The organism is Enterobacter sp. DC1, assembly GCF_000568075.1.
Lineage (GTDB): Bacteria > Pseudomonadota > Gammaproteobacteria > Enterobacterales > Enterobacteriaceae > Enterobacter > Enterobacter asburiae.
The window spans coordinates 89,834-116,659 of the sequence record NZ_AZUA01000005.1; the positions used below are offsets into that span (position 1 = coordinate 89,834).

At 56.8% G+C, this 26,826-nt stretch carries 23 protein-coding genes; 15 read left to right on the forward strand and 8 right to left on the reverse strand.

Annotation, left to right across the window (positions count from 1 at the left end):
- Positions 1 to 141 precede the first annotated feature (141 nt).
- The 7 genes from speFL to kdpF all read right to left on the reverse strand — a co-directional run bounded on the left by speFL (position 142) and on the right by kdpF (position 8,310).
- Entirely contained in the window at positions 142 to 246 is a 105-nt protein-coding gene (gene speFL, locus P346_RS22975) for a leader peptide SpeFL (protein WP_003858645.1), read from the reverse strand.
- Positions 247 to 524: 278 nt separating this feature from the next.
- Positions 525 to 1,202, reverse strand: a complete 678-nt coding sequence (kdpE, locus tag P346_RS06740; RefSeq protein ID WP_024908812.1) for a two-component system response regulator KdpE — start codon at positions 1,200 to 1,202, stop codon at positions 525 to 527.
- A complete protein-coding gene (gene kdpD / locus P346_RS06735) occupies positions 1,199 to 3,886 on the reverse strand; it encodes a two-component system sensor histidine kinase KdpD (RefSeq protein WP_032661125.1) in 2,688 nt (895 codons plus the stop codon). Before kdpD ends, kdpE begins: the two co-directional genes overlap by 4 nt.
- Positions 3,887 to 4,462, reverse strand: a complete 576-nt coding sequence (gene kdpC, locus P346_RS06730) for a potassium-transporting ATPase subunit KdpC (RefSeq protein ID WP_032661126.1) — start codon at positions 4,460 to 4,462, stop codon at positions 3,887 to 3,889.
- 12 nt (positions 4,463 to 4,474) lie between these two features.
- Complete coding sequence (kdpB, locus tag P346_RS06725; protein ID WP_023310779.1) at positions 4,475 to 6,523, reverse strand: potassium-transporting ATPase subunit KdpB; 2,049 nt, start codon at positions 6,521 to 6,523, stop codon at positions 4,475 to 4,477.
- Positions 6,524 to 6,541: 18 nt separating this feature from the next.
- On the reverse strand, positions 6,542 to 8,221 hold the full coding sequence (gene kdpA / locus P346_RS06720; protein WP_032661128.1) for a potassium-transporting ATPase subunit KdpA: 1,680 nt from the start codon (positions 8,219 to 8,221) through the stop codon (positions 6,542 to 6,544).
- Positions 8,221 to 8,310: a K(+)-transporting ATPase subunit F gene (gene kdpF / locus P346_RS22665; RefSeq protein ID WP_014069365.1), complete on the reverse strand. Its 90-nt coding sequence runs from the start codon at positions 8,308 to 8,310 to the stop codon at positions 8,221 to 8,223. Before kdpF ends, kdpA begins: the two co-directional genes overlap by 1 nt.
- 308 nt (positions 8,311 to 8,618) lie before the next feature.
- On the opposite strand from kdpF, the gene P346_RS06715 reads away from it, so the two are divergent.
- The 7 genes from P346_RS06715 (at position 8,619) to nei (ending at position 14,724) form a co-directional block, all read left to right on the forward strand.
- Positions 8,619 to 8,825, forward strand: coding sequence for a YbfA family protein (locus P346_RS06715; RefSeq protein WP_023310781.1), 207 nt, complete (start codon positions 8,619 to 8,621; stop codon positions 8,823 to 8,825).
- A gap of 597 nt (positions 8,826 to 9,422) precedes the next feature.
- Positions 9,423 to 10,835 carry a deoxyribodipyrimidine photo-lyase gene (gene phrB, locus P346_RS06710; RefSeq protein WP_032661131.1) on the forward strand — a complete coding sequence of 471 codons (1,413 nt, stop codon included), beginning with the start codon at positions 9,423 to 9,425 and terminating at the stop codon, positions 10,833 to 10,835.
- Positions 10,836 to 10,845: 10 nt separating this feature from the next.
- Positions 10,846 to 11,589, forward strand: a complete 744-nt coding sequence (locus tag P346_RS06705) for a type 2 GTP cyclohydrolase I (protein ID WP_023310783.1) — start codon at positions 10,846 to 10,848, stop codon at positions 11,587 to 11,589.
- 14 nt (positions 11,590 to 11,603) lie between these two features.
- Positions 11,604 to 12,260, forward strand: coding sequence for a 5-oxoprolinase subunit PxpB (gene pxpB / locus P346_RS06700; RefSeq protein WP_032661133.1), 657 nt, complete (start codon positions 11,604 to 11,606; stop codon positions 12,258 to 12,260).
- The gene (gene pxpC / locus P346_RS06695; protein WP_032661136.1) at positions 12,254 to 13,186 is read left to right on the forward strand and encodes a 5-oxoprolinase subunit PxpC; all 933 of its coding nucleotides are present in this window, start codon (positions 12,254 to 12,256) and stop codon (positions 13,184 to 13,186) included. The genes pxpB and pxpC overlap by 7 nt, the downstream gene beginning before the upstream one ends.
- Entirely contained in the window at positions 13,173 to 13,913 is a 741-nt protein-coding gene (gene pxpA / locus P346_RS06690; RefSeq protein ID WP_032661138.1) for a 5-oxoprolinase subunit PxpA, read from the forward strand. Before pxpC ends, pxpA begins: the two co-directional genes overlap by 14 nt.
- A gap of 19 nt (positions 13,914 to 13,932) precedes the next feature.
- Positions 13,933 to 14,724, forward strand: a complete 792-nt coding sequence (gene nei / locus P346_RS06685) for an endonuclease VIII (protein ID WP_032661141.1) — start codon at positions 13,933 to 13,935, stop codon at positions 14,722 to 14,724.
- A gap of 152 nt (positions 14,725 to 14,876) precedes the next feature.
- Here nei and P346_RS06680 read toward each other — a convergent pair whose 3' ends face one another.
- On the reverse strand, positions 14,877 to 16,160 hold the full coding sequence (locus tag P346_RS06680) for a citrate synthase (protein WP_023334930.1): 1,284 nt from the start codon (positions 16,158 to 16,160) through the stop codon (positions 14,877 to 14,879).
- A 639-nt stretch (positions 16,161 to 16,799) separates the two neighbouring features.
- On the opposite strand from P346_RS06680, the gene sdhC reads away from it, so the two are divergent.
- The 8 genes from sdhC to sucD all read left to right on the forward strand — a co-directional run bounded on the left by sdhC (position 16,800) and on the right by sucD (position 26,443).
- A complete protein-coding gene (gene sdhC / locus P346_RS06675) occupies positions 16,800 to 17,204 on the forward strand; it encodes a succinate dehydrogenase cytochrome b556 subunit (RefSeq protein WP_020684965.1) in 405 nt (134 codons plus the stop codon).
- Positions 17,198 to 17,545 (forward strand): succinate dehydrogenase membrane anchor subunit, encoded by a 348-nt coding sequence (gene sdhD / locus P346_RS06670; RefSeq protein ID WP_008501088.1) that lies wholly within the window; start codon positions 17,198 to 17,200, stop codon positions 17,543 to 17,545. Before sdhC ends, sdhD begins: the two co-directional genes overlap by 7 nt.
- Positions 17,545 to 19,311 (forward strand): succinate dehydrogenase flavoprotein subunit, encoded by a 1,767-nt coding sequence (gene sdhA, locus P346_RS06665; RefSeq protein WP_023310789.1) that lies wholly within the window; start codon positions 17,545 to 17,547, stop codon positions 19,309 to 19,311. Before sdhD ends, sdhA begins: the two co-directional genes overlap by 1 nt.
- A gap of 15 nt (positions 19,312 to 19,326) precedes the next feature.
- Positions 19,327 to 20,043 (forward strand): succinate dehydrogenase iron-sulfur subunit SdhB, encoded by a 717-nt coding sequence (gene sdhB / locus P346_RS06660; RefSeq protein ID WP_008501090.1) that lies wholly within the window; start codon positions 19,327 to 19,329, stop codon positions 20,041 to 20,043.
- Between the two features lie 238 nt (positions 20,044 to 20,281).
- The gene (sucA, locus tag P346_RS06655) at positions 20,282 to 23,089 is read left to right on the forward strand and encodes a 2-oxoglutarate dehydrogenase E1 component (RefSeq protein WP_029741595.1); all 2,808 of its coding nucleotides are present in this window, start codon (positions 20,282 to 20,284) and stop codon (positions 23,087 to 23,089) included.
- Positions 23,090 to 23,103: 14 nt separating this feature from the next.
- Positions 23,104 to 24,324 carry a 2-oxoglutarate dehydrogenase complex dihydrolipoyllysine-residue succinyltransferase gene (gene odhB, locus P346_RS06650; RefSeq protein ID WP_008501093.1) on the forward strand — a complete coding sequence of 407 codons (1,221 nt, stop codon included), beginning with the start codon at positions 23,104 to 23,106 and terminating at the stop codon, positions 24,322 to 24,324.
- An 83-nt stretch (positions 24,325 to 24,407) separates the two neighbouring features.
- A complete protein-coding gene (gene sucC / locus P346_RS06645; RefSeq protein ID WP_023310791.1) occupies positions 24,408 to 25,574 on the forward strand; it encodes an ADP-forming succinate--CoA ligase subunit beta in 1,167 nt (388 codons plus the stop codon).
- Positions 25,574 to 26,443 carry a succinate--CoA ligase subunit alpha gene (sucD, locus tag P346_RS06640; protein ID WP_008501094.1) on the forward strand — a complete coding sequence of 290 codons (870 nt, stop codon included), beginning with the start codon at positions 25,574 to 25,576 and terminating at the stop codon, positions 26,441 to 26,443. Before sucC ends, sucD begins: the two co-directional genes overlap by 1 nt.
- Positions 26,444 to 26,826: the final 383 nt, after the last annotated feature.

Genomic DNA, 26,826 nt, shown 5'->3' on the forward strand with positions numbered 1-26,826 from the left:
TTTTTTGATGATTGAAATTCAGTCCGCCCGGTGCGGATGAGTCTGAATCAAGATGAATGAGCGCACGAGATTACAGGCAATAGCCTGTAAAATAAGGTGTTTCAGGATAACCTGTAAGCGAGTGCGCCAGAAGTCGAAGGACTACCGGGCATTAAAGAGATGAAAGTCAAAGCAGTTTCGGTGGGCAAACATCATGATATGTGTTGTCCGCCTTATATGGGGCATTAAGCGATTGTTGTTTTCCATGTTTCATTTTCCTTTCAGTAATTGAAAGCATGGTCATTTTATCCAGAGAAAGGCGATTAACCGTGAGGTAGATCACCGTTAACCGATCAAATCAGAAATAAATATTCGTTTTAGATGAATATCGCAGATCAAAATTCTGATTTGTTGGTGTTACGTTAACAGGTTGTGTTGCCAATGTTTTAAATGAGCAAGAATAACCCGCAAAAATAATGTGTGGGTTATTTATGAAATATTTTCTGAGAGATTTAGTTTGTATTTAAAATAAAATGAATAGTTATTCAAAGCATAAACCGATAACCGATACCGGTTTCAGTTAATAAATGGCGAGGGCGAGCGGGGTCAACTTCGAGTTTCTGACGAAGATGTCCCATATATATGCGTAAATAATGACTATGTTCCACCGCGTTGGGCCCCCACACCTGACTTAGCAGCTGGCGTTGGGTGAGAACCTTGCCGTGGTTGTTGAGCAGAACGGCGAGCAGGCGAAATTCTATTGGCGTGAGGTGAATTTCCTCATCGCCGCGCACAATGCGCCGCGCGGCCAGGTCAACCCGGATATCCCCAAACGTGTAGGTTGGGTCAGCAGGCGTGGTTGCGCTGTGGCGACGCAGCGCCACGCGAAGGCGAGCCTGTAGCTCGCCGATACCAAAAGGTTTAATCAGATAGTCATCTGCACCGGCATCCAGCGCCGCGATTTTATCCGTCTCTTCCGTACGGGCGGAGAGCACGAGGATCGGCATCTGGCTCCACTGACGCACTTCCCGGATAAAGTCGATGCCGTCGCCGTCCGGCAGACCAAGATCGAGGATCACCAGGTCCGGCTTGCGGGTGGCGGCTTCAATTAAACCCCGCTGAAGCGTACCCGCATCATGAACGCGCAGACCGTCCCCTTCCAGCGCAGCGCGCAGAAAACGGCTAATGGCGATCTCATCTTCAACAATCAGAACGTTGATCACAAATCCTCTGGTAATTCATTAAGTTCTGGCGGGGTTTCCAGAGGAAGTGTAACACAAAACCGCGCGCCGCCTTCGGGACGATTCTCTGCGGAGATGGACCCACCGTGGACGTCAATGATTGCCTGACAAATGGCCAGCCCCAGCCCGACGCCCGGAATGGCCGACTCCTTATTGCCGCGCGCGAATTTTTCGAAAATAGCCAACTCCTGCCCGGCGGGAATGCCCGGTCCGGTATCCCAGACGTCAAGGCGAAGCGTGCCGTCGTCCACCGTCGCATCCACCCCAATTTGCGCGCTGGCGCCCGCATATTTGCCGGCATTTTCCAGCAGGTTGATCAGCACCCGTTCAAACAGCGGACCATCAACGTGAATTAAGGTCAGGGGCTCGGGCATGTTCAGCGCAATATGCCGCCCGCCCAGGCCGGGTTCGAGCATTTTCAGGGCGCTGCCCACCACCTCTTCAAGCGTGAGCCACTCTTTTTTGAGGTTAAAACCGCCTGACTGGATACGCGCCATATCGAGCAGGTTATTCACCAGGCGCGTGGTATTCAGCACATGCTGGCGGATTTCGCTGGCCTGAAGGGCGTGTTTAGAGCCTTCCGCCGCCAGGTCCAGCGTCAGGATTTCTGACTGACCAAACAGGACGGTGAGCGGAGTTCGCAGATCGTGAGAGAGCGCCGCCAGCAGCGAGTTACGAATGCTTTCACGCTCGCTCGCCAGCCGGGCCTGTTCTTCGCTGGCGGTGAGGGCCAACCGCTCCAGCGCGCTGGCAACCAGCAGCGTAAAGGTCTCCAGCAGCCGCTGCTGTTCGGGGATCATCAGCTGGCGTAGGTTTGAGGGCTCAACAATCACCAGCCCCTGATTTTTATCGGCACTGCGCAGCGGCAGAATTTGATAGGGCACGCCGGGCAGGGTGTCGGTCCCTGCGCCCGCAGGTAACCCTTTATCAAAGCTCCAGCGCGCGATGGCTTCGTCCCAGGGCGTCATGCCTGAGGCCGACGTCAGCGGGCGCAGTCTGCCGTGTTCGTCCGGGAGTAAAATCAGGTTGCTGGCATGAAACGTCGAGCGAATAAACTGCTCGCTGGTCTGCACGATATCCAGCGGCGTGCGGCCCACCGCCAGCGATTTCGACATCTCATAGAGATGGCGCGTGCGCTGTTCGCGATAGCGGGCAATACGCGCCTGGTAGCGCACGCCCGCCGTCAGATTCCCGATCACCAGCCCGACGGTGAGCATTACCGCGAAGGTGAGAATGTACTGTACGTCCGACACCGCGAGCGTCCCGCGCGGGGCAATAAAGAACAGATCGAAGCTGATGACGTTGATGACCGTCGCCAGTACCGACGGCCAGCGCCCGTAAAAGAGCGCCACCACCACTACGCCAAGCAGGTAGATCATCACCAGGTTGGCGGCATCAAACGCGATCAGCCACTGGCTGGCAATCACGGTAATCAGGGCGCAGAGCACGACGGCGACAAGGCAGCCGCGCAGCTGAATGCGCCATTTATCGCTGAAGGCACGGCTGTCCGGCGCACGGCTGGGTAGCTGCGTGGGCTTATCATCCAGCGCCACGATCACCAGGTCCAGATCCGGTGCGCGGTGGGCCAGCTTGTCGGCAAAGGATTCGCGGCTAAACCAGCGGCGATGCTGGCGACGGCCAATCACGATTTTTCCCAGATTGTGCTCACGGGCGTAGCGCAAAATGGCTTTATCTTCCTGTGGGTCGGAAAGGGTGGCGGTTTCGGCACCCAGCTCCTGCGCCAGGCGAAGCGAACTCAATATCGCGCGACGCTGGTTTTCGGGCAGAGCGTGCAGCTGCGGCGTTTCGACATACACCGCATGCCAGACGCTGCCAAATTTAGCCGCCAGGCGAGCGGCGGTGCGGACAAGCTTTTCATTGCCGCTGCCGTGCCCCACGCACAGCAGAATGGCGTCTCGCGTGTGCCAGACGCGTTCCTGGCCCTGCAGGTCGCGCCAGGCGCGCATCTGATCGTCGACGCGATCGGCAGTACGACGCAGGGCCAGCTCGCGCAGGGCAATCAGGTTACCTTTACGGAAGAAATGTTCGATGGCGCGCTCGGCCTGGCCGGCGATATAGACTTTGCCTTCATGCAGGCGCTGGCGCAAATCGTCAGGGGGCAGGTCAACCAGCACCACTTCATCGGCGGAATCAAAGAAGGGATCGGGCACCGTCTCGCGCACCTGAATGCCGGTGACGCCGCTGACCACGTCGTTCAGGCTTTCGAGATGCTGAACGTTAACCGTCGTGAAAACATCGATGCCGGCTTCGAGCAGCTCTTCTACATCCTGCCAGCGTTTTGGATGGCGTGAGCCTGGCGCATTGCTGTGCGCCAGTTCGTCCATCAGGATAAGGGCGGGACGGCGGGCGAGGGCGGCATCGAGATCGAATTCGGTGACTAGCCGACCGCGGTGGCTGATGCGACGGGGCGGCTGGGTAGCCAGCCCCTTCAGCAGCGATGCCGTCTCTTTACGTCCGTGGGTTTCAACCACGCCAATTAAAATATCGAGCCCCTGCGCCCGAAGCCGCTGGGCTTCCGTCAGCATGGCGAAGGTTTTCCCGACGCCTGCGCAGGCGCCAAAGAAAATTTTCAGTTTGCCGCGATGGGCTTCGGCCGTCTGTTCAAGCAGCCTGTCCGGATCCGGGCGCATGGGCTCGTCGGTCATTTAGTTTTTCCTTAGCGCGTCCAGCGCCAGATTCAGCTCAACAATATTCACCACGGGCATGCCGATAAAGCTGACCAGCGGCTTTTGCGTGTGCTCTGCAACCAGCTGGCTAACCTGTTCGACGGTCAGCTGACGGGCCGCGGCGACGCGCGGGATCTGCCATGCCGCTGCTGCCGGCGTCAGGCTGTAGTCCAGCCCGCTGGCCGAGGCGGTCACCAGCTCGACGGGTACCTCACGGCTGGCCTGCGGATTAGCGGCGCGCAGGGCTGCCACGCGCTCAGCAACGGCTTTGTCCAGCTCAGGGTTGCTGCCCGCCAGGTTGCTGCCGCCGGATGCCATCGGATTATACGGGCTTTCGGCAGTGGCGGAAGGGCGTCCCTGGAAGTAACGGGCATCCGTAAAGTTCTGGCCAATCAGGCGCGAACCGCGGTTTTCACCGCTTTGCATAATCAGCGAGCCGTTGGCCCGATCCTTAAACCACCACTGGCCCAGCGCGGTGGTCACCAGCGGGTACAGCCCGCCGGTAATGAGAGACAGCAGAATAAACAGAAGTATAGCGGGGCGTAACATCGTCATTTGATTCACCTTTTAAACCAGGCCGAACAGCGTCAACAGCAGGTCGATAACCTTGATACCGATGAAGGGCACCACCAGCCCGCCCAAGCCGTAAATCCACAGGTTGCGGCGCAGCATGGCGGCGGCGGTGAGCGGCTTATAGCTCACGCCTTTCAGCGCCAGCGGGATCAGGAAGACAATAATCAGGGCGTTAAAGATCACTGCGCTCAAAATGGCCGATGCCGGAGAGTGCAGGTGCATCACGTTCAACGCGTTTAATTGCGGGTAGGTCGCAGCAAACGCCGCCGGAATGATGGCGAAATATTTCGCCACGTCGTTGGCGATACTGAACGTGGTCAGCGACCCGCGCGTCATCAGCATCTGCTTACCAATGTGCACCACTTCAATCAGCTTGGTCGGGTTAGAGTCGAGGTCGACCATGTTGCCCGCCTCTTTTGCCGCCTGGGTACCGGAGTTCATTGCCACCGCCACGTCGGCCTGCGCCAGGGCAGGGGCGTCGTTGGTACCGTCGCCCGTCATCGCCACCAGGCGGCCTTCCGCCTGATACTGACGAATCAGAGCCAGTTTCGCTTCCGGTGTGGCTTCAGAAAGAAAGTCATCCACGCCCGCTTCGGCGGCAATCGCCGCGGCGGTAAGACGGTTATCCCCGGTGATCATCACCGTTTTGATCCCCATTTTACGCAGCTGGGCAAAGCGCTCCTTGATGCCGCCTTTGACGATATCCTTCAGGGCAATCACCCCCAGCACGTGTGCCCCTTCGGCCACCACCAGCGGCGTCGCCCCCTGACGGGCAACGCTTTCGACCAGGCTGTCCACTTCCGGTGGGAAGTGGCCGTTGTTGGCCTCAATGTGGCGACGTATGGCGTCAACAGAGCCTTTACGGATCATGCGATCCTGAATGTTAATGCCGCTCATGCGGGTTTGCGCCGTGAAGGGCACGAAAGTGGCATGCAGGCTCTGAACGTCGCGCTGGCGCAGGTTAAAACGCTGCTTGGCGAGGATCACGATACTGCGGCCTTCCGGAGTTTCATCGGCAAGCGACGAGAGCTGTGCGGCATCCGCCAGCGTTTTTTCGTCCACGCCCGGGGCGGGCAGGAAATCTGACGCCTGGCGGTTACCGAGGGTAATGGTCCCGGTTTTATCCAGCAGTAAGACGTCCACGTCACCGGCAGCTTCAACCGCACGCCCGCTGGTGGCGATGACGTTGGCACCGAGCATACGGCTCATGCCGGCCACGCCGATGGCTGACAGCAGGCCACCAATGGTGGTTGGGATCAGGCAGACCAGCAGCGCCACCAGCACCGTGATGGTGACCGCGGTGCCGCCATAGGCGGAGAACGGCCACAGCGTCGCGGTTGCCAGCAGGAAGACGATGGTCAGGGCCACCAGCAGGATAGTCAGGGCAATCTCGTTCGGCGTTTTACGACGCTGCGCGCCTTCCACCATGGCGATCATCCGGTCGAGGAAGGTTTCCCCCGGGTTAACGCTACACTGGATCACCAGCCAGTCGGAGAGAATGCGCGTCCCGCCTGTCACGGAGGCGAAATCGCCGCCGGATTCGCGGATCACCGGCGCGGACTCCCCGGTAATGGCGCTTTCATCCACCGAGGCGCCCCCTTCGATGACTTCACCGTCGCAAGGGATAATGTCCCCGGCTTCCACCAGCACCACATCGCCTTTGCGCAGTTCATCCGCCGGAACGTGGTCCATCTGCGCGCCGTATTTTGGTTCACGTAGCTTGCGCGCGAAGGCGGTTTTCTTCACCCCTTTCAGGCTGTTGGCCTGGGCTTTACTCCGGCCTTCCGCCAGCGCTTCCGCAAAGTTGGCGAACAGCACGGTAAACCACAGCCACAGGCTGATGGCACCGGTAAACATCGCATTCCCCGGCATGTGGCCCGTACCCATGGCAATCGCCAGGGCGGTGGTCAGGACGCTTCCCGCCCAGACAATAAACATCACCGGGTTGTGCCACTGCACGCGCGGGCTCAGCTTTTTCACCGCATCCATGAGCGCCTGGCGAACTAATGACGGTTCGAACAGGGCCAGTTGTTTACGACTCATGACAATTTCTCCGCAAAATCAGCGTAAAGAGAGGTATTCCGCGACCGGGCCTAACGCGAGGGCGGGGATAAAGGTCAGGGCGCCGACCAGCAACACGGTGCCCGTCAGCAGGCCGATAAACAGCGCGCCGTGGGTCGGTAATGTCCCGGTGGTGGTCGGTTGAATTTTTTTATTCACCAGCGATCCGGCAATCGCCATGACCGGCACAATGATCCCGAAGCGGCCCACAAACATGCAGAACGCCAGCAGACAGTTCCAGAACGGTGAGTTGGCGCTTAGGCCCGCAAAGGCGCTGCCGTTGTTGTTGGCGGCAGAGGAGACGGCATACAGCACTTCGCTAAAACCGTGAATGCCGGGGTTAAAGATGCCGCTGCGTCCGGCCTCGGTCATCAGCGCCAGCGCGGTGCCGAGCAGCACAAGCGCAGGGGTGACCAGAATCGCCAGCGCGGTTAATTTCATCTCGCGAACGTCGATTTTTTTACCGAGGTATTCCGGGGTGCGGCCAATCATCAAACCGGCAATAAATACCGCCAGCAGCACGAACAGCAGCATGCCGTACAGACCCGAGCCCACGCCGCCAAAGACGACTTCGCCAATCTGCATCAGCCACATCGGGATCATGCCACCCAGCGCCGTAAAGGAATCGTGCATGGCGTTGACCGCCCCGCAGGAGGCCGCCGTGGTGACCACCGCATAGAGGCTGCTGGCGAGAATGCCAAAGCGGCTCTCTTTACCTTCCATGTTGATTGCGCTATCGGCACCCAGCGAGAGGAAGTGCGGATTACCCTGCCACTCGGCCCACATCACCAGCGCAGCGCAGACCACAAAGATCAGCGACATGGTCCAGAGCAGGGTGCGGCCCTGACGGCGATCGTTGACCACGTCACCAAAGGCAAAGCAGATCGCGGCGGGGATCAGGAAAATCGCCAGCATCTGCACAAAATCGGTCAATGCGGTAGGGTTTTCAAACGGATGCGACGAGTTGGCGTTGAAGAAGCCACCCCCGTTCGTCCCGAGCATTTTGATGGCTTCCTGTGACGCTACTGGCCCCATCGGCAGGAGCTGTTTTGCGCCTTCGAGCGAGGTATAGGGCGCGTAAGGCATCAGGTTTTGCAGGGTGCCCTGTTGGATAAAGAACAGCGCGATCAGCAGCGCAATCGGCAGCAGGATCCACAGCGTAATGCGGGTCAGATCCACCCACGCGTTACCCAGGGTATTGATTTTCTGACGCGCAAACGCACGCGTCAGCGCGAAGATCACCGCGATACCGCTGGCGGCCGAGAGGAAGTTCTGCACGGTTAGCCCGACCATCTGGCTGAAATAGCTCAGCGTGGTTTCACCAGCGTAGGACTGCCAGTTGGTGTTAGTGACAAAGCTCACCGCCGTGTTCAGCGCAAGATGCCAGGAGAGGCCCGGTAACTGTTGCGGATTCAGCGGCAGGATGCCCTGCAGCATCAGCATGGCAAAAAGCGCAACGAGCCCAACGATATTCAGCAGCAGAATGGCGATAAGATACTGACGCCAGTTCATCTCCCGGTCGTCTATTCCCAGTACGCGCCAGATCCCTTTTTCAACGCTTCCCGTGCCGGGCAGGGGGACGTTGTTGATCAATCGTGCCAGTCCTGTTCCCAGTGGTCTTGCCAGAACGAACAGTACCACTAAGAAGCTGGCAATAAGCAGAAACGCCTGAGCAGCCATCAGAAGGCCTCCGCATTAATCAGGGCATAGACCAGATAACCCAATAACAGGAACACCAGCACGATGCCGGCAATAAGACCTGCACTCACAATCCACCTCCGGGTGACTTTCGTTGTTGTACTAACGGTAGGATTTCCGGCGCAAAGATTTCGCAAAAATGGGGAGGGCGGGTGTAAAAAAAGTATAAAAATGGCAAAGCCCACAATTTAACTATTGATAAGTAAATCGTTAACTTTTTTGTAACTTAATTACGGCGTGAATGTAAATATTCACTAAATGGATAAAAATAAGTGGTCGGATGAGTAGTAAAATTACAAACAAAGCGATATTATTTTAGCCAGGTCACAGATTTTGAATTTTCCGGATGACGTTTCCGGCCAACTATAGGGGAGAAAATATGGATCTTTATAAAGAGTATCCGGCTCATATCGTGTTCTTGCGCCGCGCTTTCGCCGTAGTGGCTGGCGTGCTGGCTCTGCCGGTGATGCTGTTCTGGAAAGATCGTGCACGTTTTTACAGCTATCTGCACCGCGTCTGGGCGAAAACCAGCGAGAAGCCGGTGTGGATGGATCAGGCCGAGAAAGCGACCTGCGATTTCTACTGATACGAAGACTACACATAGCAATAAAAAAACCGCCACATAACGTTGGCGGTTTTTTTGTCCCTCGGGATTCGCGGTCCGTTGGGTGGTCTTGCAGCCCCTACCCGGGATTTTTATCATACCCTCCTGTAAGCAGATGGCAATCCCTCGAAGCCTTTATAAATTCCTAATTTTATTCGAGTATCTTACCTTCGCAGCGGATGTTAATTATGATGCTGCGTCCCTTTCCGCCATCTCGCAAATGGGCATCGGTCCTGGGAAAGGTGTATTTACAGCCGTAAAGCAGCCCGCCTACCCGGGCTTGTGTCCACCGACTTATCACCGGTGGTGAACGGTGGAGCGGTTAGCAGCAGGGACCGCATAATGAAACGCTATTTTTGCATCGCGTTCATTGTCGCCAGCGTACTCGTTGTAAAGAGCGATGAGCCGAATGGGTTTGTCGCGTTAACCACGATAGCGCAGGACAAGTAGCGCTAAGGCCGCCTCGGGCGGCCTTTTTTATTTCATCCCGTCTACACTTCATGGCAAAGTAGTTCAATGCATGCTTTTTCCTTTTACGGCATGCCCTTACGGACATAATGGATAATTGCCTGGAGTTTTATGCCCACCCATCTGGTTTGGTTTCGCGCGGACCTGCGCGTACATGACAACATCGCACTCGCGGCGGCCTGTCGCGACAAAGACGCTAACGTACTGGCTCTGTTTATAGCCACGCCCGAGCAGTGGCGGCAGCACGATATGGCTCCCCGCCAGGCGGCCTTGCTGCGTGCGTATCTGACCGACCTGCAGCACTCGCTCGCCGGAAAAGGCATACCGCTTCTCTATAAAGAGGTGGGTGATTTTGCCGCACAGCTGCAGACGGTGCGGGAGATCTGTAAGCAGCACAAGGTCACGCATCTTTTTTACAACTATCAGTACGAATTCAACGAGCAGCAGCGCGACCGTCAGCTGGAGAAGATGCTGGAAGGGGTGGTCTGCGAAGGGTTTGATGACAGCGTGATGCTGGCACCGGGCAGCGTGATGACCGGCAACCACGAGATGTATAAAGTTTTTACGCCGTTCAAAAATGCCTTTATCAAACGTCTGAAAGAGGCGCTGCCGGAGTGCGTTGCCGCGCCTGCCGTGCGAGGCGAAGCCATAAAAGAGCTGCCTGAGCTGACGTTTGATTACCCTCAGCAGCCGTTTGATGAAACGCTGTTCCCCGGCGACGAGAAAGCGGCTATCGCCCAACTGCGCCAGTTCTGCAAGCAGGACGCGGGCTATTACGACGCGCGTCGGGATTTTCCCGCCATCGAGGGCACCAGCCGCCTGTCGTCCTGTCTGGCGCTGGGCGCGATCTCACCGCGCCAGTGTTTGCATCGTCTGCTGGCGGAGCAGCCGCAGGCGCTGGAGGGCGGCGCAGGGTCTGTCTGGCTGAATGAACTTATCTGGCGCGAGTTCTACCGCCATCTGATGACCTTTCATCCGGGTTTGTGTAAGCATCGGCCCTTCATTGGCTGGACCGATAATGTAAAGTGGCAATCGAATGATAAGCAGCTGAAAGCCTGGCAAAGCGGGCAGACGGGCTATCCGATAGTCGATGCCGCCATGCGTCAGCTTAATGAGACGGGGTGGATGCACAACCGCCTGCGGATGATTACTGCCAGCTTTCTGGTGAAGGATCTGCTTATCGACTGGCGTATCGGAGAGCGCTATTTTATCTCTCAGCTGATCGATGGCGATCTCGCGGCGAATAACGGCGGCTGGCAGTGGGCGGCCTCCACCGGCACCGATGCCGCACCCTATTTCCGGATTTTTAATCCGACCACTCAGGGACAAAAATTTGATGCGGACGGCGAGTTTATCCGCCGCTGGGTGCCTGAGCTTAACGATATACCTGCTAAAGCGATCCACGAACCGTGGGCATGGGCGGATAAACAGCGCGTAAAGCTGGATTACCCTCGTCCGGTTGTCGACCATAAACAGGCGCGTGTCGCCACGCTGGCGGCGTACGAAGCGGCCCGCAAAGCATAAGAGAGTGATGATGAAAAACAGCGAACTGGAAAGCCTGATTAACGAAAAACTGAACAGTACCTCCTTCAGCGATTACGGCCCGAACGGGCTCCAGGTTGAGGGGCGCGAGACGGTGCAAAAAATAATTACCGGCGTAACGGCAAGCCAGGCGCTGCTGGACGAGGCCGTTCGTCAGAACGCCGACGCGGTGATCGTCCATCACGGTTACTTCTGGAAAAACGAATCGCCGATTATTCGCGGGATGAAGCGCAATCGCCTGAAAACGCTGCTGGCAAATGACATCAACCTGTACGGCTACCACCTGCCGCTGGATGCGCACCCGGAGCTCGGCAACAACGTCCAGCTGGCGCAGCTACTGGGGATTACCGTGATGGGCGAAATTGAGCCGCTGGTGCCGTGGGGCGAGCTGGCGATGCCGGTTCCGGGGCTGGAGCTGGCCTCGTGGATTGAAGCGCGCCTGGGCCGTCGTCCGCTGTGGAGTGGTGATACCGGTCCGGATACGGTGAAGCGTGTCGCATGGTGTACTGGCGGCGGTCAGGGCTTTATCGACAGCGCCGCGCGTTTCGGCGTCGATGCTTTTATCACCGGCGAGGTTTCCGAGCAGACCATTCATTCGGCGCGTGAACAGGGGCTGCATTTTTACGCGGCTGGCCATCACGCCACCGAGCGCGGCGGCATACGCGCCCTCAGCGAGTGGCTGACGGAAAATACCGATCTGGATGTGACCTTTATTGATATTCCTAACCCAGCCTGACGAGAGGTAGTTAAGTGCAGCGAGCGCGTTGTTATCTTCTGGGTGAAACCGCCGTGGTTCTGGAGCTTGAACCACCGGTGATGCTTGCCACGCAAAAGCGTATCTGGCGGCTGACCCAGCGTCTGGCCGAACTACCGGAGGTGGTTGAAGCCATTCCGGGGATGAATAACATCACCGTGGTGCTGTGTAGCCCGCATACGCTGGCGCTGGATGCCATTGAGCGTTTGCAGCGCTGGTGGGAAGAGAGCGAGGCGCTGGAGCCGGAGTCCCGCGCCATTGAGATCCCGGTCGTTTATGGCGGTACGGGTGGGCCGGATCTCGGCGTGGTGGCAGACCACTGCGGATTAACCGAAAAGCAGGTTGTTGAGCTGCACAGCTCGGTTGACTACGTGGTCTGGTTCCTGGGGTTTCAGCCCGGATTCCCGTATCTGGGCGGATTATCCCCTCAGCTGCATACGCCACGCCGTGCCGAGCCGCGCGTGAGCGTGCCGGCGGGGACGGTGGCTATCGGCGGTGAGCAGACCGGCGTTTATCCGCTGACATCGCCTGGCGGCTGGCAGCTTATTGGGTATACCGCCACACCGTTATTTGACCCGGGGCTGGAGACGCCAATACTCCTGCGTCCCGGCGATACCCTTCGCTTTATCCCGCAGAAGGAGGGGGTATGTTAACGCTTATTCGCGCCGGGCTTTATACCTCCGTACAGGATGCGGGCCGCTTTGGCATGCGCCAGTCTGGCGTGAGCTATTGTGGCGCGCTGGACAGGCCTGCGCTGGAGATTGCTAACGTGCTGGTGGGCAACCCCGGCAATACGGCCGCGCTCGAAATTACGCTCGGCCAGTGCGTCATTGAGTTTAGTCAGGAGACCTGGTTTGCCTTAACCGGCGCGGGGTGTGACGCGACTCTGGACGGCAAAGCGGTGTGGACCGGGTGGCGGCTGCGGGCGAAAGCCGGTCAGCGCCTGACGCTCAAACGTCCGCTGCACGGCGTGCGTAGCTATCTCGCGGTGGCGGGCGGCATCGACGTGCCGGAGGTGCTGGGCTCGTCCAGTACCGATCAGAAAGCCGGGATCGGCGGTCACGAAGGACGTTTGCTGCGCGACGGCGATCGGCTGGCAATCAAACCCTCCACGCGCCATTTCTCGACCACGCAGGGCGTAAAACAGCTGCTGTGGGGAAACCAGATCCGCGCCTTACCGGGGCCGGAATATCATGAGTTTGACGAGGCTTCTAAAGAGTCCTTCTGGCGCGCGCCGTGGAAGATCAGCCCGCAGAGTAACCGCATGGGCTACCGCCTGCAGGGTCAGCCGCTGACCCGCACGACGGACCGGGAACTGCTCTCTCACGGTTTATTGCCGGGGGTTATTCAGGTGCCTGGGAACGGTCAGCCCATCGTGTTAATGAACGACGCGCAAACTACCGGCGGATACCCGCGCATTGCCTGCATCATTGAAGCCGATCGCTACCATCTGGCGCAAATTCCCCTCGGCCAGCCGATTCACTTCGTGCAGTGTTCGCTGGAGGAGGCGCTGAAGGCGCGGCAGGATCAGCAGCGTTATCTCGAACAGCTGGCGTGGAGGCTTGATGGTAAAGATTGATTTGAACGCCGATCTGGGGGAGGGAAGCCGCGCTGATGCGGAATTGATGACGCTGGTCACCTCGGTAAATATCGCCTGTGGCTTTCACGCGGGCGATGCGCAAACCATGCTGGAGAGCGTGCGTAATGCCATTAAAAACGGCGTCGCGATTGGGGCTCACCCCAGTTTTCCCGATCGGGAAAACTTTGGCCGTACGGCGATGGATCTGCCCCCTGAGACGGTCTACGCGCAGGTGCTCTACCAGATCGGCGCGCTAGAGGCGATAGTGCGCGCTGAGAACGGCGTGATGCGCCACGTGAAGCCGCACGGCATGCTCTATAACCAGGCGGCGAAAGATCCGGCGCTGGCGGAGGCGATTGCCCGCGCGGTGCGGGACTGTAATCCGCAGCTGATTCTGGTAGGCCTTGCGGGCAGCGAGCTTATTCGCGCCGGAGAACGGCTGGGCCTGACCACGCGTCAGGAAGTGTTTGCCGATCGGGGATACCAGCCGGACGGCAGCCTGGTGCCGAGGACGCAGGCCGGGGCGCTGATTACCGATGAAGGCAAGGCGCTGGCGCAGACGCTGGAGATGGTGCGTGCCGGGCGGGTGACCGCCGTGGATGGAACACCGGCAAACGTTCAGGCCGATACGGTATGTTTACACGGCGACGGCGAGCATGCGCTCCAGTTCGCGCGCCGCTTGCGGGCAGCGTTCTCTGAAGAGGGTATCCTCGTCAGCGCCGAATAATGACGATAAGGACACAAAAATGCCTGAAGGTCCGGAGATCCGCCGCGCGGCGGATAGCCTGGAGGCGGCGATAAAGGGCAAACCCCTGACGGATGTCTGGTTTGCTTTTCCTCAACTGAAACCGTTTGAATCACAGCTGGTGGGCCAGACGGTGACCCATATTGAAACGCGCGGCAAGGCCTTGCTCACGCACTTTTCCCATAACCTGACGTTATATAGCCATAACCAGCTTTACGGCGTCTGGCGGGTTGTGGAGGCGGACGAGCAGCCGCAAACCACCCGCGTGCTGCGCGTCCGGCTGCAAACGGCGGATAAGGCGATCCTGCTCTATAGCGCGTCGGATATCGAAATGTTAACGCCGGAGCAACTGCTGACGCACCCGTTTCTGCAGCGGGTCGGGCCGGACGTGCTGGACATGCGCCTGACGGCGAGCGACGTGAAGGCCCGGCTGTTATCACCTAAATTCCGTAACCGACAGTTTTCCGGTTTGTTCCTCGACCAGGCTTTTCTGGCCGGGCTGGGTAACTACCTGCGGGTAGAGATCCTCTGGGAAGTCGGGCTGGCGGCGCAGCATAAAGCGTCTGAGCTGAATGACGAACAGCTGGAGGCGCTATCCCACGCGCTGCTGGACATTCCGCGGCTCTCGTACAACACGCGTGGCGTGGTGAATGAGAACACGCATCACGGGGCGCTGTTCCGGTTCAAGGTGTTTCATCGGGCGGGGAAAAAGTGTGAGCGATGCGGCGGGATTATTGACAGGATTATGCTTTCTTCGAGACCCTTTTACTGGTGCCCGCACTGTCAAAAATAAAAAAGCCGGGTGGCGGCTACGCCTTACCCGGCCTACATTTTTGCCAGCAATAAAAGTAAAACGGTAACCCAGGGGTTACCGTTTTTAAGGTTTTCACCCTCTCCCTGTGGGAGAGGGCCGGGGTGAGGGCATCAGGCCGCACCCAACGTCTTTTAGCGTTTGATATCAGACTTAAAATCACGCTGCTCGTAGCCGGTATACAGCTGACGAGGACGGGCGATTTTCATGCCTTCGCTGTGCATTTCGTTCCAGTGCGCAATCCAGCCTACGGTACGGGCCATGGCGAAGATTACGGTGAACATGGAAGACGGAATGCCCATCGCTTTCAGAATAATGCCAGAGTAGAAATCGACGTTCGGGTAGAGTTTCTTCTCGATGAAGTACGGGTCGTTCAGCGCGATGTGTTCCAGCTCCATCGCCACTTCCAGCAGATCATCTTTGGTACCCAGCTCTTTCAGCACTTCGTGGCAGGTCTCACGCATGACGGTAGCGCGCGGGTCGTAGTTTTTGTAAACACGGTGACCGAAGCCCATCAGGCGGAAAGAGTCATTCTTGTCTTTCGCGCGACGCACGAACTCAGGAATGTGCTCAACGGTGCTGATCTCTTCCAGCATCTTCAGTGCCGCTTCGTTCGCGCCACCGTGCGCCGGTCCCCACAGGGAGGCGATGCCCGCAGCGATACAGGCGAACGGGTTCGCGCCCGAAGAGCCCGCGGTACGGACGGTAGAGGTAGATGCGTTTTGTTCGTGGTCAGCGTGCAGGATCAGAATACGGTCCATCGCGCGTTCCAGCACCGGGTTCACTTCGTACTCTTCGCACGGCGTGGAGAACATCATGCGCAGGAAGTTACCCGCGTAGGAGAGGTCGTTGCGCGGATACACAAACGGCTGGCCGATGGAGTATTTGTAGCACATCGCCGCCATGGTAGGCATTTTGGACAGCAGGCGGAACGCCGCGATATCACGGTGACGCGGGTTATTCACGTCAAGGGAGTCGTGGTAGAACGCCGCCAGCGCACCGGTGATACCGCACATCACCGCCATCGGGTGAGAGTCACGGCGGAACGCATGGAACAGACGGGTAATCTGCTCATGGATCATGGTGTGACGGGTCACGGTGGTTTTGAATTCATCGTACTGCGCCTGCGTCGGTTTTTCGCCGTTCAGCAGGATGTAGCACACTTCCAGATAGTTGGATTCGGTGGCTAACTGATCGATGGGGAAGCCGCGATGGAGCAGGATACCTTCGTCACCGTCAATGTAGGTGATTTTGGATTCGCAAGATGCGGTAGAGGTAAATCCAGGGTCAAAGGTGAACACACCTTTAGAACCCAGCGTACGGATATCAATAACATCCTGACCGAGCGTGCCTTTTAGCACATCCAGTTCAATAGCAGTGTCACCATTTAGGGTGAGCGTTGCCTTTGTATCAGCCATTTACGGTCTCCTTAGCGCCTTATGCTTAAGACTGCGCTTTACCGGATTTGCTTTCAGCTGTTAATCACCGTTACCAGATTGTTATTTGGCTTACCGCTCAGCTCACGAGGACAAACCAGGGTACAGAGCTATGGCGCCTTGCAGGTAAACGAATGAAATATCAGTGAAACAACAGCAAATCAGCGTTTTTGCAGTCCGAATTATTCAAACCTGTATATCACTAATAACTGTCCTGATAACTTCGGTCAATACCATCACACTGTTACATAACTATTTGTCAGGTGAAAGAGAGACCTCATAACTTTTGCGCATTATATGCCTTTTCTGATGACGTTTGTAACAATATTGTTTAACATTTGTCAAATCAGATGATTAAAAATTAAAAAGATGTTGTTATCGTGACCCTGATCACTGTTCCAGAGAAAACCCGACAAACTGTATGTAGGTTAATTGTAATGATTTTGTGAACGGCCTATACTGCCGCCAGGTCTCCGGAACACCCTGCAATCCCGAGCCACCCAGCGTTGTAACGTGTCGTTTAAGCATCTGGAAGCAGTGTTTTGCATGACGCGCAGTTATAGAAAAGGAACGCTGCTTGACCCGCATCGCAGTCCGGAGGAAGGAAACAATAAGAACAGCATGTGGGCGTTATTCATGATAAGAAATGTGAAAAAACAAAGACCTGTCAATCTGGATCTCAAAACGATCCGGTTCCCTGTAACAGCAATAGCGTCCATTCTGCACCGTGTTTCTGGTGTGATTACGTTTGTGGCGGTCGGTATTTTGCTGTGGTTACTGGGCACCAGCCTCTCTTCCCCTGAAGGATTCCTCCAGGCCTCTGCCATCATGAACAGCTTCTTCGTGAAATTCATCATGTGGGGCATTCTGACCGCGCTGGCGTACCACGTTGTTGTGGGTGTCCGCCATATGCTGATGGACTTTGGCTACCTGGAAGAGACTTTCGAAGCCGGGAAACGCTCCGCTAACATTTCATTTGTGATTACTGTCGTGCTTTCACTTCTCGCAGGAGTTCTCGTATGGTAAGCAACGCCTCCGCATTAGGACGCAACGGCGTACATGACTTCATTCTGGTCCGTGCTACCGCCATCGTTCTCACTCTTTACATCATCTATATGATCGGTTTCTTCGCGACCAGCGGCACGCTGACGTGGGAAATCTGGAGTGGGTTCTTCGGATCCGCCTTCACCAAAGTGTTCACCCTGCTGGCTCTGTTCTCCATCCTTATTCATGCGTGGATTGGCATGTGGCAGGTGTTGACCGATTACGTTAAACCGCTGGCGATTCGCCTCCCGCTGCAGCTGGCCATTGTCGTTGCACTGGTGGTTTACGTTATTTATGGATTCGTTGTGGTGTGGGGTGTGTAATGAAACTGCCAGTCAGAGAATTTGATGCTGTTGTAATTGGTGCCGGTGGCGCAGGTATGCGTGCCGCACTGCAAATTTCCCAGAGCGGCCAGACCTGTGCGCTGCTCTCTAAAGTTTTCCCGACCCGTTCCCACACTGTGTCTGCGCAGGGCGGTATCACCGTTGCGCTGGGTAACTCCCATGAAGATAACTGGGAATGGCACATGTACGACACGGTAAAAGGTTCCGACTACATCGGCGACCAGGATGCCATCGAATATATGTGTAAAACCGGCCCGGAAGCGATTCTGGAGCTGGACCACATGGGGCTGCCGTTCTCCCGTCTGGAAAATGGCACTATCTATCAGCGTCCGTTTGGCGGCCAGTCGAAAAACTTCGGCGGCGAGCAGGCGGCACGCACCGCGGCGGCGGCTGACCGTACCGGTCACGCACTGCTGCACACTCTGTATCAGCAGAACCTGAAAAACCACACCACCATCTTCTCCGAGTGGTACGCGCTGGATCTGGTGAAAAACGCCGATGGCGCAATCGTCGGCTGTACCGCGCTGTGCATCGAAACCGGTGAAGTGGTTTACTTCAAAGCCCGCGCTACCGTACTGGCTACCGGCGGTGCAGGCCGTATCTATCAGTCCACCACCAACGCCCACATCAACACCGGTGACGGTGTCGGTATGGCTATCCGCGCGGGCGTGCCGGTGCAGGATATGGAGATGTGGCAGTTCCACCCAACCGGTATCGCCGGTGCGGGCGTTCTGGTAACAGAAGGCTGCCGCGGTGAAGGTGGCTACCTGCTGAACAAACACGGCGAGCGCTTCATGGAGCGTTATGCCCCGAATGCGAAAGACCTGGCGGGTCGTGACGTGGTGGCGCGTTCCATCATGATCGAAATCCGTGAAGGCCGCGGCTGTGACGGCCCATGGGGTCCACACGCCAAGCTGAAGCTCGACCATCTGGGTAAAGAGGTTCTGGAATCCCGTCTGCCGGGCATCCTGGAACTGTCCCGCACCTTCGCACACGTCGACCCGGTGAAAGAGCCTATTCCGGTTATCCCAACCTGCCACTACATGATGGGCGGTATTCCGACCAAAGTGACCGGTCAGGCGCTGACCGTGAACGAGCAGGGCGAAGACGTGGTTATTCCTGGCCTGTTCGCGGTAGGCGAAATTGCCTGCGTATCTGTACACGGTGCAAACCGTCTGGGCGGCAACTCCCTGCTGGACCTGGTGGTGTTTGGTCGTGCAGTGGGTCTGCATCTGCAGGAGTCCATTGCCGAGCAGGGCGCGCTGCGTGACGCGACCGACGACGAAATTGATGCCTCTCTTGAGCGCCTCAACCGCTGGAACGGTAACCGTAACGGCGAAGATCCGGTGGAAATCCGTAAAGCGCTGCAGGAATGTATGCAGCACAACTTCTCGGTATTCCGTGAAGGCGACGCGATGGCTAAAGGTCTTGAGCAGCTGAAAGCGATCCGCGAGCGTCTGAAAAATGCCCGTCTGGACGACACCTCCAGCGAGTTCAACACCCAGCGCGTCGAGTGCCTGGAGCTGGATAACCTGATGGAAACCGCGTTCGCGACGGCGATGTCGGCAAACTTCCGTACCGAAAGCCGTGGCGCGCATAGCCGCTTCGACTTCCCGGATCGTGATGACGAAAACTGGCTGTGCCATTCCCTGTATCTGCCAGAGTCGGAATCCATGACGCGTCGTAGCGTCAACATGGAACCGAAACTGCGTCCGGCGTTCCCGCCGAAGATTCGTACTTACTAATGCGGAGACAGGATAATGAAACTCGAATTCTCAGTTTATCGTTATAACCCGGATGTTGATGACGCTCCGCGTATGCAGGACTACACCCTGGAAGCGGAAGAAGGTCGCGACATGATGCTGCTGGATGCGTTAATCCAGCTGAAAGAAAAAGATCCTACGCTGTCGTTCCGCCGCTCCTGCCGTGAAGGGGTTTGTGGCTCTGACGGTGTGAACATGAACGGTAAAAATGGCCTGGCCTGCATCACGCCAATTTCAGCGCTGCAGCGTCCGGGTCAGAAAATTGTTATCCGTCCTCTGCCAGGCCTTCCGGTCGTGCGTGATTTGGTGGTAGACATGGGGCAATTCTATGCACAATATGAGAAGATTAAACCTTACTTATTGAATAATGGGCAAAATCCACCCGCTCGCGAGCACTTACAGTCTCCTGAGCAGCGTGAAAAACTCGATGGGTTGTACGAGTGTATTCTCTGCGCATGCTGTTCAACGTCCTGCCCGTCGTTCTGGTGGAACCCGGACAAGTTTATCGGCCCGGCCGGTCTGCTGGCTGCCTATCGCTTCCTGATCGATAGCCGCGACACCGAAACCGACAGCCGTCTGGAAGGACTGAGTGACGCTTTCAGCGTATTCCGCTGCCATAGCATCATGAACTGCGTCAGTGTGTGTCCGAAGGGGCTGAACCCGACGCGCGCCATCGGCCATATTAAGTCGATGCTGCTGCAGCGCAGTGCGTAAGTAGAAACGCCGGATGGCGCTGCGCTTATCCGGCCTACGTAACAGTAGGCCCGGTAAGCGTAGCGCCACCGGGCAAATTGCAGAAACCTTTAAAAACTGCCCTGAAGTCTAGACAGTTTCTAAAGGTTCCTTCGCGGGCCAAATGAAAAGAGCTCGCAGGTGAACCCCGGCACGTACACGTGGTGTGCGTGGTAGTTTCTACGGCGAAAGTAAGCATAAAAATGCTTAAGGGATCACGATGCAGAACGGCGCAATGAAAGCCTGGCTGGACTCTTCTTTCCTTTCTGGTGCAAACCAGAGCTGGATTGAACAGCTCTATGAAGACTTCTTAACCGATCCTGACTCAGTGGACGCAAACTGGCGTTCCATGTTCCAGCAGTTGCCTGGCACAGGGGTCAAACCGGATCAATTCCATTCCAAAACACGTGATTATTTCCGTCGTCTGGCGAAGGATGCCTCACGTTACTCTTCTGCGATTTCCGACCCTGACACCAATGCGAAGCAGGTTAAAGTCCTGCAGCTTATCAACGCTTATCGCTTCCGCGGTCACCAGCATGCGAATCTCGATCCGCTGGGACTGTGGAAACAAGACCGTGTGGCCGATCTCGATCCGGCATATCACGATCTGACCGAGGCCGATTTCCAGGAAAGCTTTAACGTAGGTTCCTTTGCCATCGGCAAAGACACGATGAAGCTGGGCGATCTGATTGACGCGCTCAAGCAAACCTACTGCGGCTCCATCGGCGCGGAATACATGCACATTACCTCTACCGAAGAGAAACGCTGGATCCAGCAGCGCATCGAATCCGTAGCGGGCCACGCGACCTTCTCGGCTGACGAGAAAAAACGCTTCCTGAACGAACTGACCGCAGCGGAAGGGCTTGAGCGCTATCTGGGCGCGAAATTCCCGGGCGCAAAACGCTTCTCGCTGGAAGGCGGCGATGCGCTGGTGCCGATGCTGAAAGAGCTGATTCGTCACGCAGGCAAGAGCGGCACCCGTGAAGTGGTTCTGGGCATGGCGCACCGTGGTCGTCTGAACGTGCTGGTCAACGTGCTGGGTAAAAAACCGCAGGACCTGTTCGACGAATTCGCGGGCAAACATAAAGAACACCTCGGCACCGGCGACGTGAAGTACCACATGGGCTTCTCGTCGGATATCGAAACCGAAGGCGGTCTGGTTCACCTGGCGCTGGCGTTTAACCCGTCACACCTGGAAATCGTTAGCCCGGTGGTTATCGGTTCCGTGCGTGCGCGTCTGGATCGTCTGGACGAGCCGAGCAGCAATAAAGTTCTGCCAATTACCATCCACGGCGATGCGGCGGTAACAGGGCAGGGCGTGGTTCAGGAAACCCTGAACATGTCGAAAGCGCGTGGTTACGAAGTGGGCGGTACCGTTCGCATCGTGATCAATAACCAGGTGGGCTTCACCACCTCTAACCCGCTTGACGCGCGTTCTACCCCGTACTGCACCGACATCGGTAAGATGGTGCAGGCGCCGATCTTCCATGTTAACGCGGATGACCCGGAAGCCGTTGCTTTCGTCACCCGTCTGGCGCTGGACTTCCGTAATACCTTTAAACGCGATGTGTTCATTGACCTCTTCTGCTACCGCCGTCACGGCCACAACGAAGCGGACGAGCCAAGTGCAACCCAGCCGTTGATGTATCAGAAAATCAAAAAACACCCGACCCCGCGCAAAATCTATGCTGACAAGCTGGAGAGCGACAAAGTGACGACGTTGGAAGATGCGACCGAAATGGTCAACCTCTACCGCGACGCGCTGGATGCGGGTGAATGCGTGGTCAAAGAGCTGCGCCCGATGAACATGCACTCCTTTACCTGGTCGCCGTACCTCAACCACGAGTGGGATGAGAGCTACCCGAACAAGGTTGAGATGAAGCGCCTGCAGGAGCTGGCTAAACGCATCAGCACCGTACCGGACGCTATCGAGATGCAGTCTCGCGTGCAGAAAATCTACGCTGACCGTCAGTCTATGGCGGCAGGCGAGAAGCTGTTCGACTGGGGCGGCGCGGAAACGCTGGCTTACGCAACGCTGGTTGATGAAGGCATTCCTGTTCGTCTGTCCGGTGAAGATGCGGGCCGTGGGACCTTCTTCCACCGTCACGCGGTTGTTCACAACCAGTCCAACGGTTCAACCTACACCCCGCTGCAGCACGTGCACAACGGTCAGGGCCAGTTCAAGGTCTGGGACTCCGTGCTGTCTGAAGAAGCGGTGCTGGCCTTCGAATACGGTTATGCCACCGCTGAACCACGCACCCTGACCATCTGGGAAGCGCAGTTTGGTGACTTCGCCAACGGTGCGCAGGTGGTTATCGACCAGTTCATCTCCTCCGGCGAGCAGAAGTGGGGCCGCATGTGTGGCCTGGTAATGCTGCTGCCGCACGGTTATGAAGGTCAGGGGCCGGAGCACTCCTCCGCGCGTCTGGAACGTTATCTGCAGCTCTGCGCCGAGCAGAACATGCAGGTCTGCGTGCCGTCCACCCCGGCTCAGGTGTACCACATGCTGCGTCGTCAGGCGCTGCGCGGTATGCGCCGTCCGCTGGTGGTCATGTCGCCGAAATCCCTGCTGCGTCACCCGCTGGCGGTGTCGAGCCTGGAAGAACTGGCGAACGGAACCTTCCTGCCAGCCATCGGTGAAATTGACGAGCTGGATCCGCAGGGCGTGAAGCGCGTGGTGATGTGTTCTGGTAAGGTTTATTACGACCTGCTGGAACAGCGCCGCAAGAACGATCAGAAAGATGTCGCCATCGTGCGTATCGAACAGCTTTATCCGTTCCCGCATCAGGCGATGCAGGAAGTGCTGAAACAATATGCTCACGTACATGATTTTGTCTGGTGCCAGGAAGAGCCGCTTAACCAGGGCGCATGGTACTGCAGCCAGCATCATTTCCGTGAAGTGATTCCATTTGGGTCAGCCCTGCGCTATGCAGGTCGCCCGGCCTCCGCCTCTCCGGCGGTAGGGTATATGTCCGTTCACCAGAAGCAGCAACAAGATCTGGTCAATGACGCGCTGAACGTCGATTAATTAAAGGATACAAAATGAGTAGCGTAGATATTCTTGTTCCCGACCTGCCTGAATCCGTAGCAGATGCGACCGTCGCTACCTGGCACAAAAAACCAGGCGATGCCGTTAAGCGCGATGAAGTGCTGGTAGAAATCGAAACTGACAAAGTGGTACTGGAAGTACCGGCTTCGGCGGATGGCGTTCTGGACGCGGTGCTGGAAGATGAAGGTACCACCGTAACCTCTCGTCAGATCCTGGGTCGCCTGCGTGAAGGCAACAGCGCGGGCAAAGAGTCCAGCGCGAAATCTGAAGAGAAAGCCTCTACGCCGGCTCAGCGCCAGCAGGCTTCTCTGGAAGAACAGTCTAACGATGCCCTCAGCCCGGCGATCCGTCGCCTGCTGGCTGAACACAGCCTCGACCCGGCAGCCATCAAAGGCACCGGTGTGGGCGGACGTCTGACCCGCGAAGACATCGATAAGCACCTGGCGAAAGCGCCTGCTCAGGCAGAAGCGAAAGCCCCTGCGGCAGCACCAGCAGCGCAGCCTGCTCTGGGTGCCCGCAGCGAAAAACGCGTGCCGATGACCCGCCTGCGCAAGCGCGTGGCCGAGCGTCTGCTGGAAGCGAAAAACTCCACCGCGATGCTGACCACCTTCAACGAAGTGAACATGAAGCCAATCATGGACCTGCGCAAGCAGTACGGTGACGCGTTTGAAAAACGTCACGGTATCCGTCTGGGCTTTATGTCCTTCTACGTGAAAGCGGTAGTTGAAGCGCTGAAACGCTACCCGGAAGTGAACGCGTCTATTGATGGCGATGACGTGGTTTACCACAACTATTTCGACGTCAGCATGGCGGTTTCTACTCCACGCGGCCTGGTAACGCCGGTTCTGCGTGATGTGGATACCCTGGGTATGGCTGACATCGAGAAAAACATTAAAGAGCTGGCTGTTAAAGGCCGCGACGGCAAGCTGACCGTAGACGACCTGACCGGCGGTAACTTCACCATTACCAACGGCGGCGTATTCGGCTCGCTGATGTCTACCCCGATCATTAACCCGCCGCAGAGCGCGATCCTGGGTATGCATGCCATTAAAGATCGCCCGATGGCGGTAGACGGTAAAGTTGAGATCCTGCCGATGATGTACCTGGCGCTCTCTTACGACCACCGCCTGATCGACGGCCGCGAGTCCGTGGGCTTCCTGGTCGCGATTAAAGAGCTGCTGGAAGATCCAACCCGTCTGCTGCTGGACGTCTAGTTTTGCAGTCTTGCCCGGCGGCGTATGGCTGCCGGGCCAATAAAAGCACGACCTAACGATTACCTGAAGGATGGATAGAACACATGAACTTACATGAATATCAGGCCAAACAGCTGTTTGCCCGGTATGGCTTACCGGCTCCGGTGGGTTATGCCTGTACTACCCCGCGTGAAGCAGAAGAAGCCGCATCTAAAATCGGTTCCGGCCCTTGGGTAGTTAAGTGTCAGGTTCACGCTGGTGGCCGTGGTAAAGCGGGCGGTGTGAAGGTTGTTAAGAGCAAAGAAGAGATTCGTGCGTTTGCTGAACATTGGCTCGGCAAGCGTCTGGTAACGTACCAGACAGATGCGAACGGCCAGCCGGTTAACCAGATCCTGGTTGAAGCGGCGACCGACATCGCGAAAGAATTGTACCTGGGCGCGGTTGTTGACCGTAGCTCACGTCGCGTGGTGTTCATGGCGTCTACCGAAGGCGGCGTGGAAATCGAAAAAGTGGCGGAAGAAACCCCGCACCTGATCCACAAAGTGGCAATCGATCCGCTGGCAGGCCCAATGCCTTACCAGGGTCGCGAGCTGGCGTTCAAACTGGGCCTGGAAGGCAAGCTGGTTCAGCAGTTCACCAAGATCTTCATGGGTCTGGCGAACATCTTCCTGGAGCGCGACCTGGCGCTGATCGAGATCAACCCGCTGGTGATCACCACCCAGGGCGACCTGATCTGCCTCGACGGCAAGCTGGGCGCTGACGGCAACGCGCTGTTCCGCCAGTCCGATCTGCGCGAAATGCGCGATCAGTCTCAGGAAGACCCACGTGAAGCGCAGGCTGCACAGTGGGAGCTGAACTACGTGGCGCTGGACGGCAACATCGGCTGTATGGTTAACGGTGCGGGCCTGGCAATGGGCACCATGGACATCGTTAAGCTGCACGGCGGTGAGCCAGCAAACTTCCTCGACGTAGGCGGTGGCGCAACCAAAGAGCGCGTAACCGAAGCGTTCAAAATCATCCTCTCTGACGACAACGTGAAGGCCGTTCTGGTTAACATCTTCGGCGGCATCGTTCGTTGCGACCTGATCGCCGACGGTATCATCGGTGCGGTAGAAGAAGTGGGTGTTAACGTTCCGGTGGTTGTGCGTCTGGAAGGTAACAACGCTGAACTTGGCGCGAAAAAACTGGCTGACAGCGGCCTGAATATTATTGCAGCGAAAAGTCTGACGGATGCAGCTCAGCAGGTTGTTGCCGCAGTGGAGGGGAAATAATGTCAGTTTTAATTAATAAAGATACCAAGGTTATCTGCCAGGGCTTCACCGGTAGCCAGGGGACTTTCCACTCCGAACAGGCGATTGCCTACGGCACGCAGATGGTTGGCGGCGTAACGCCAGGTAAAGGCGGCACCACGCACCTGGGCCTGCCGGTGTTCAACACCGTGCGTGAAGCCGTAGAAGCGACGGGCGCAACCGCGACCGTGATCTACGTTCCGGCTCCGTTCTGCAAAGACTCCATTCTGGAAGCGATCGACGCAGGCATCAAACTGATCATCACTATTACTGAAGGCATCCCGACGCTGGATATGCTGACCGTGAAAGTGAAGCTGGATGAAGCAGGCGTGCGCATGATCGGCCCGAACTGCCCTGGCGTTATCACCCCGGGCGAATGCAAAATCGGCATCATGCCGGGCCACATTCACAAGCCGGGTAAAGTGGGCATCGTGTCCCGTTCCGGTACGCTGACCTATGAAGCAGTGAAGCAGACCACCGATTACGGCTTCGGCCAGTCCACCTGCGTGGGCATCGGCGGTGACCCGATCCCGGGCTCTAACTTCATCGACATCCTGAAGCTGTTCCAGGAAGATCCACAGACCGAAGCGATCGTGATGATCGGTGAGATCGGTGGTAGCGCGGAAGAAGAAGCGGCTGCTTACATCAAAGAACACGTGACCAAGCCAGTTGTCGGTTACATCGCGGGTGTGACCGCGCCGAAAGGCAAGCGTATGGGTCACGCAGGCGCGATCATCGCCGGTGGTAAGGGTACGGCTGATGAGAAATTCGCAGCGCTGGAAGCCGCAGGCGTGAAAACCGTTCGCAGCCTGGCGGATATCGGCGAAGCACTGAAATCCATCATTAAGTAAGTCCTCTCTGCTCCCCAAAAGGGGGGCGTTGAAGTATAAAAATGTCCGTTTCGACATGGTTGGCCGCTGTAAAGCGGCCTTTTTTATTGCCTGTCGGGCGTCATGTAATAGTCACTATATGGTGTTAATTAGAGAGGGGGATAAAAGTAAAATAATTGTTATTTATTTGCCTTAAAGAGAGCGGATGGAAAAAAACGAAAAACGCACTAAAATTTATGTCCTGAATAAATTAGGCATTCGGGCTTCTGAGTTAATAAAAATCACTTCTGTTTATATTCATCAATCGACTTGATAACCTTAATTGTATTTTATATACATATCTTTAACATGGTTTTTACTATGTTCACCCCATCAAAACACATTTAACACAACGGATTGTTTTT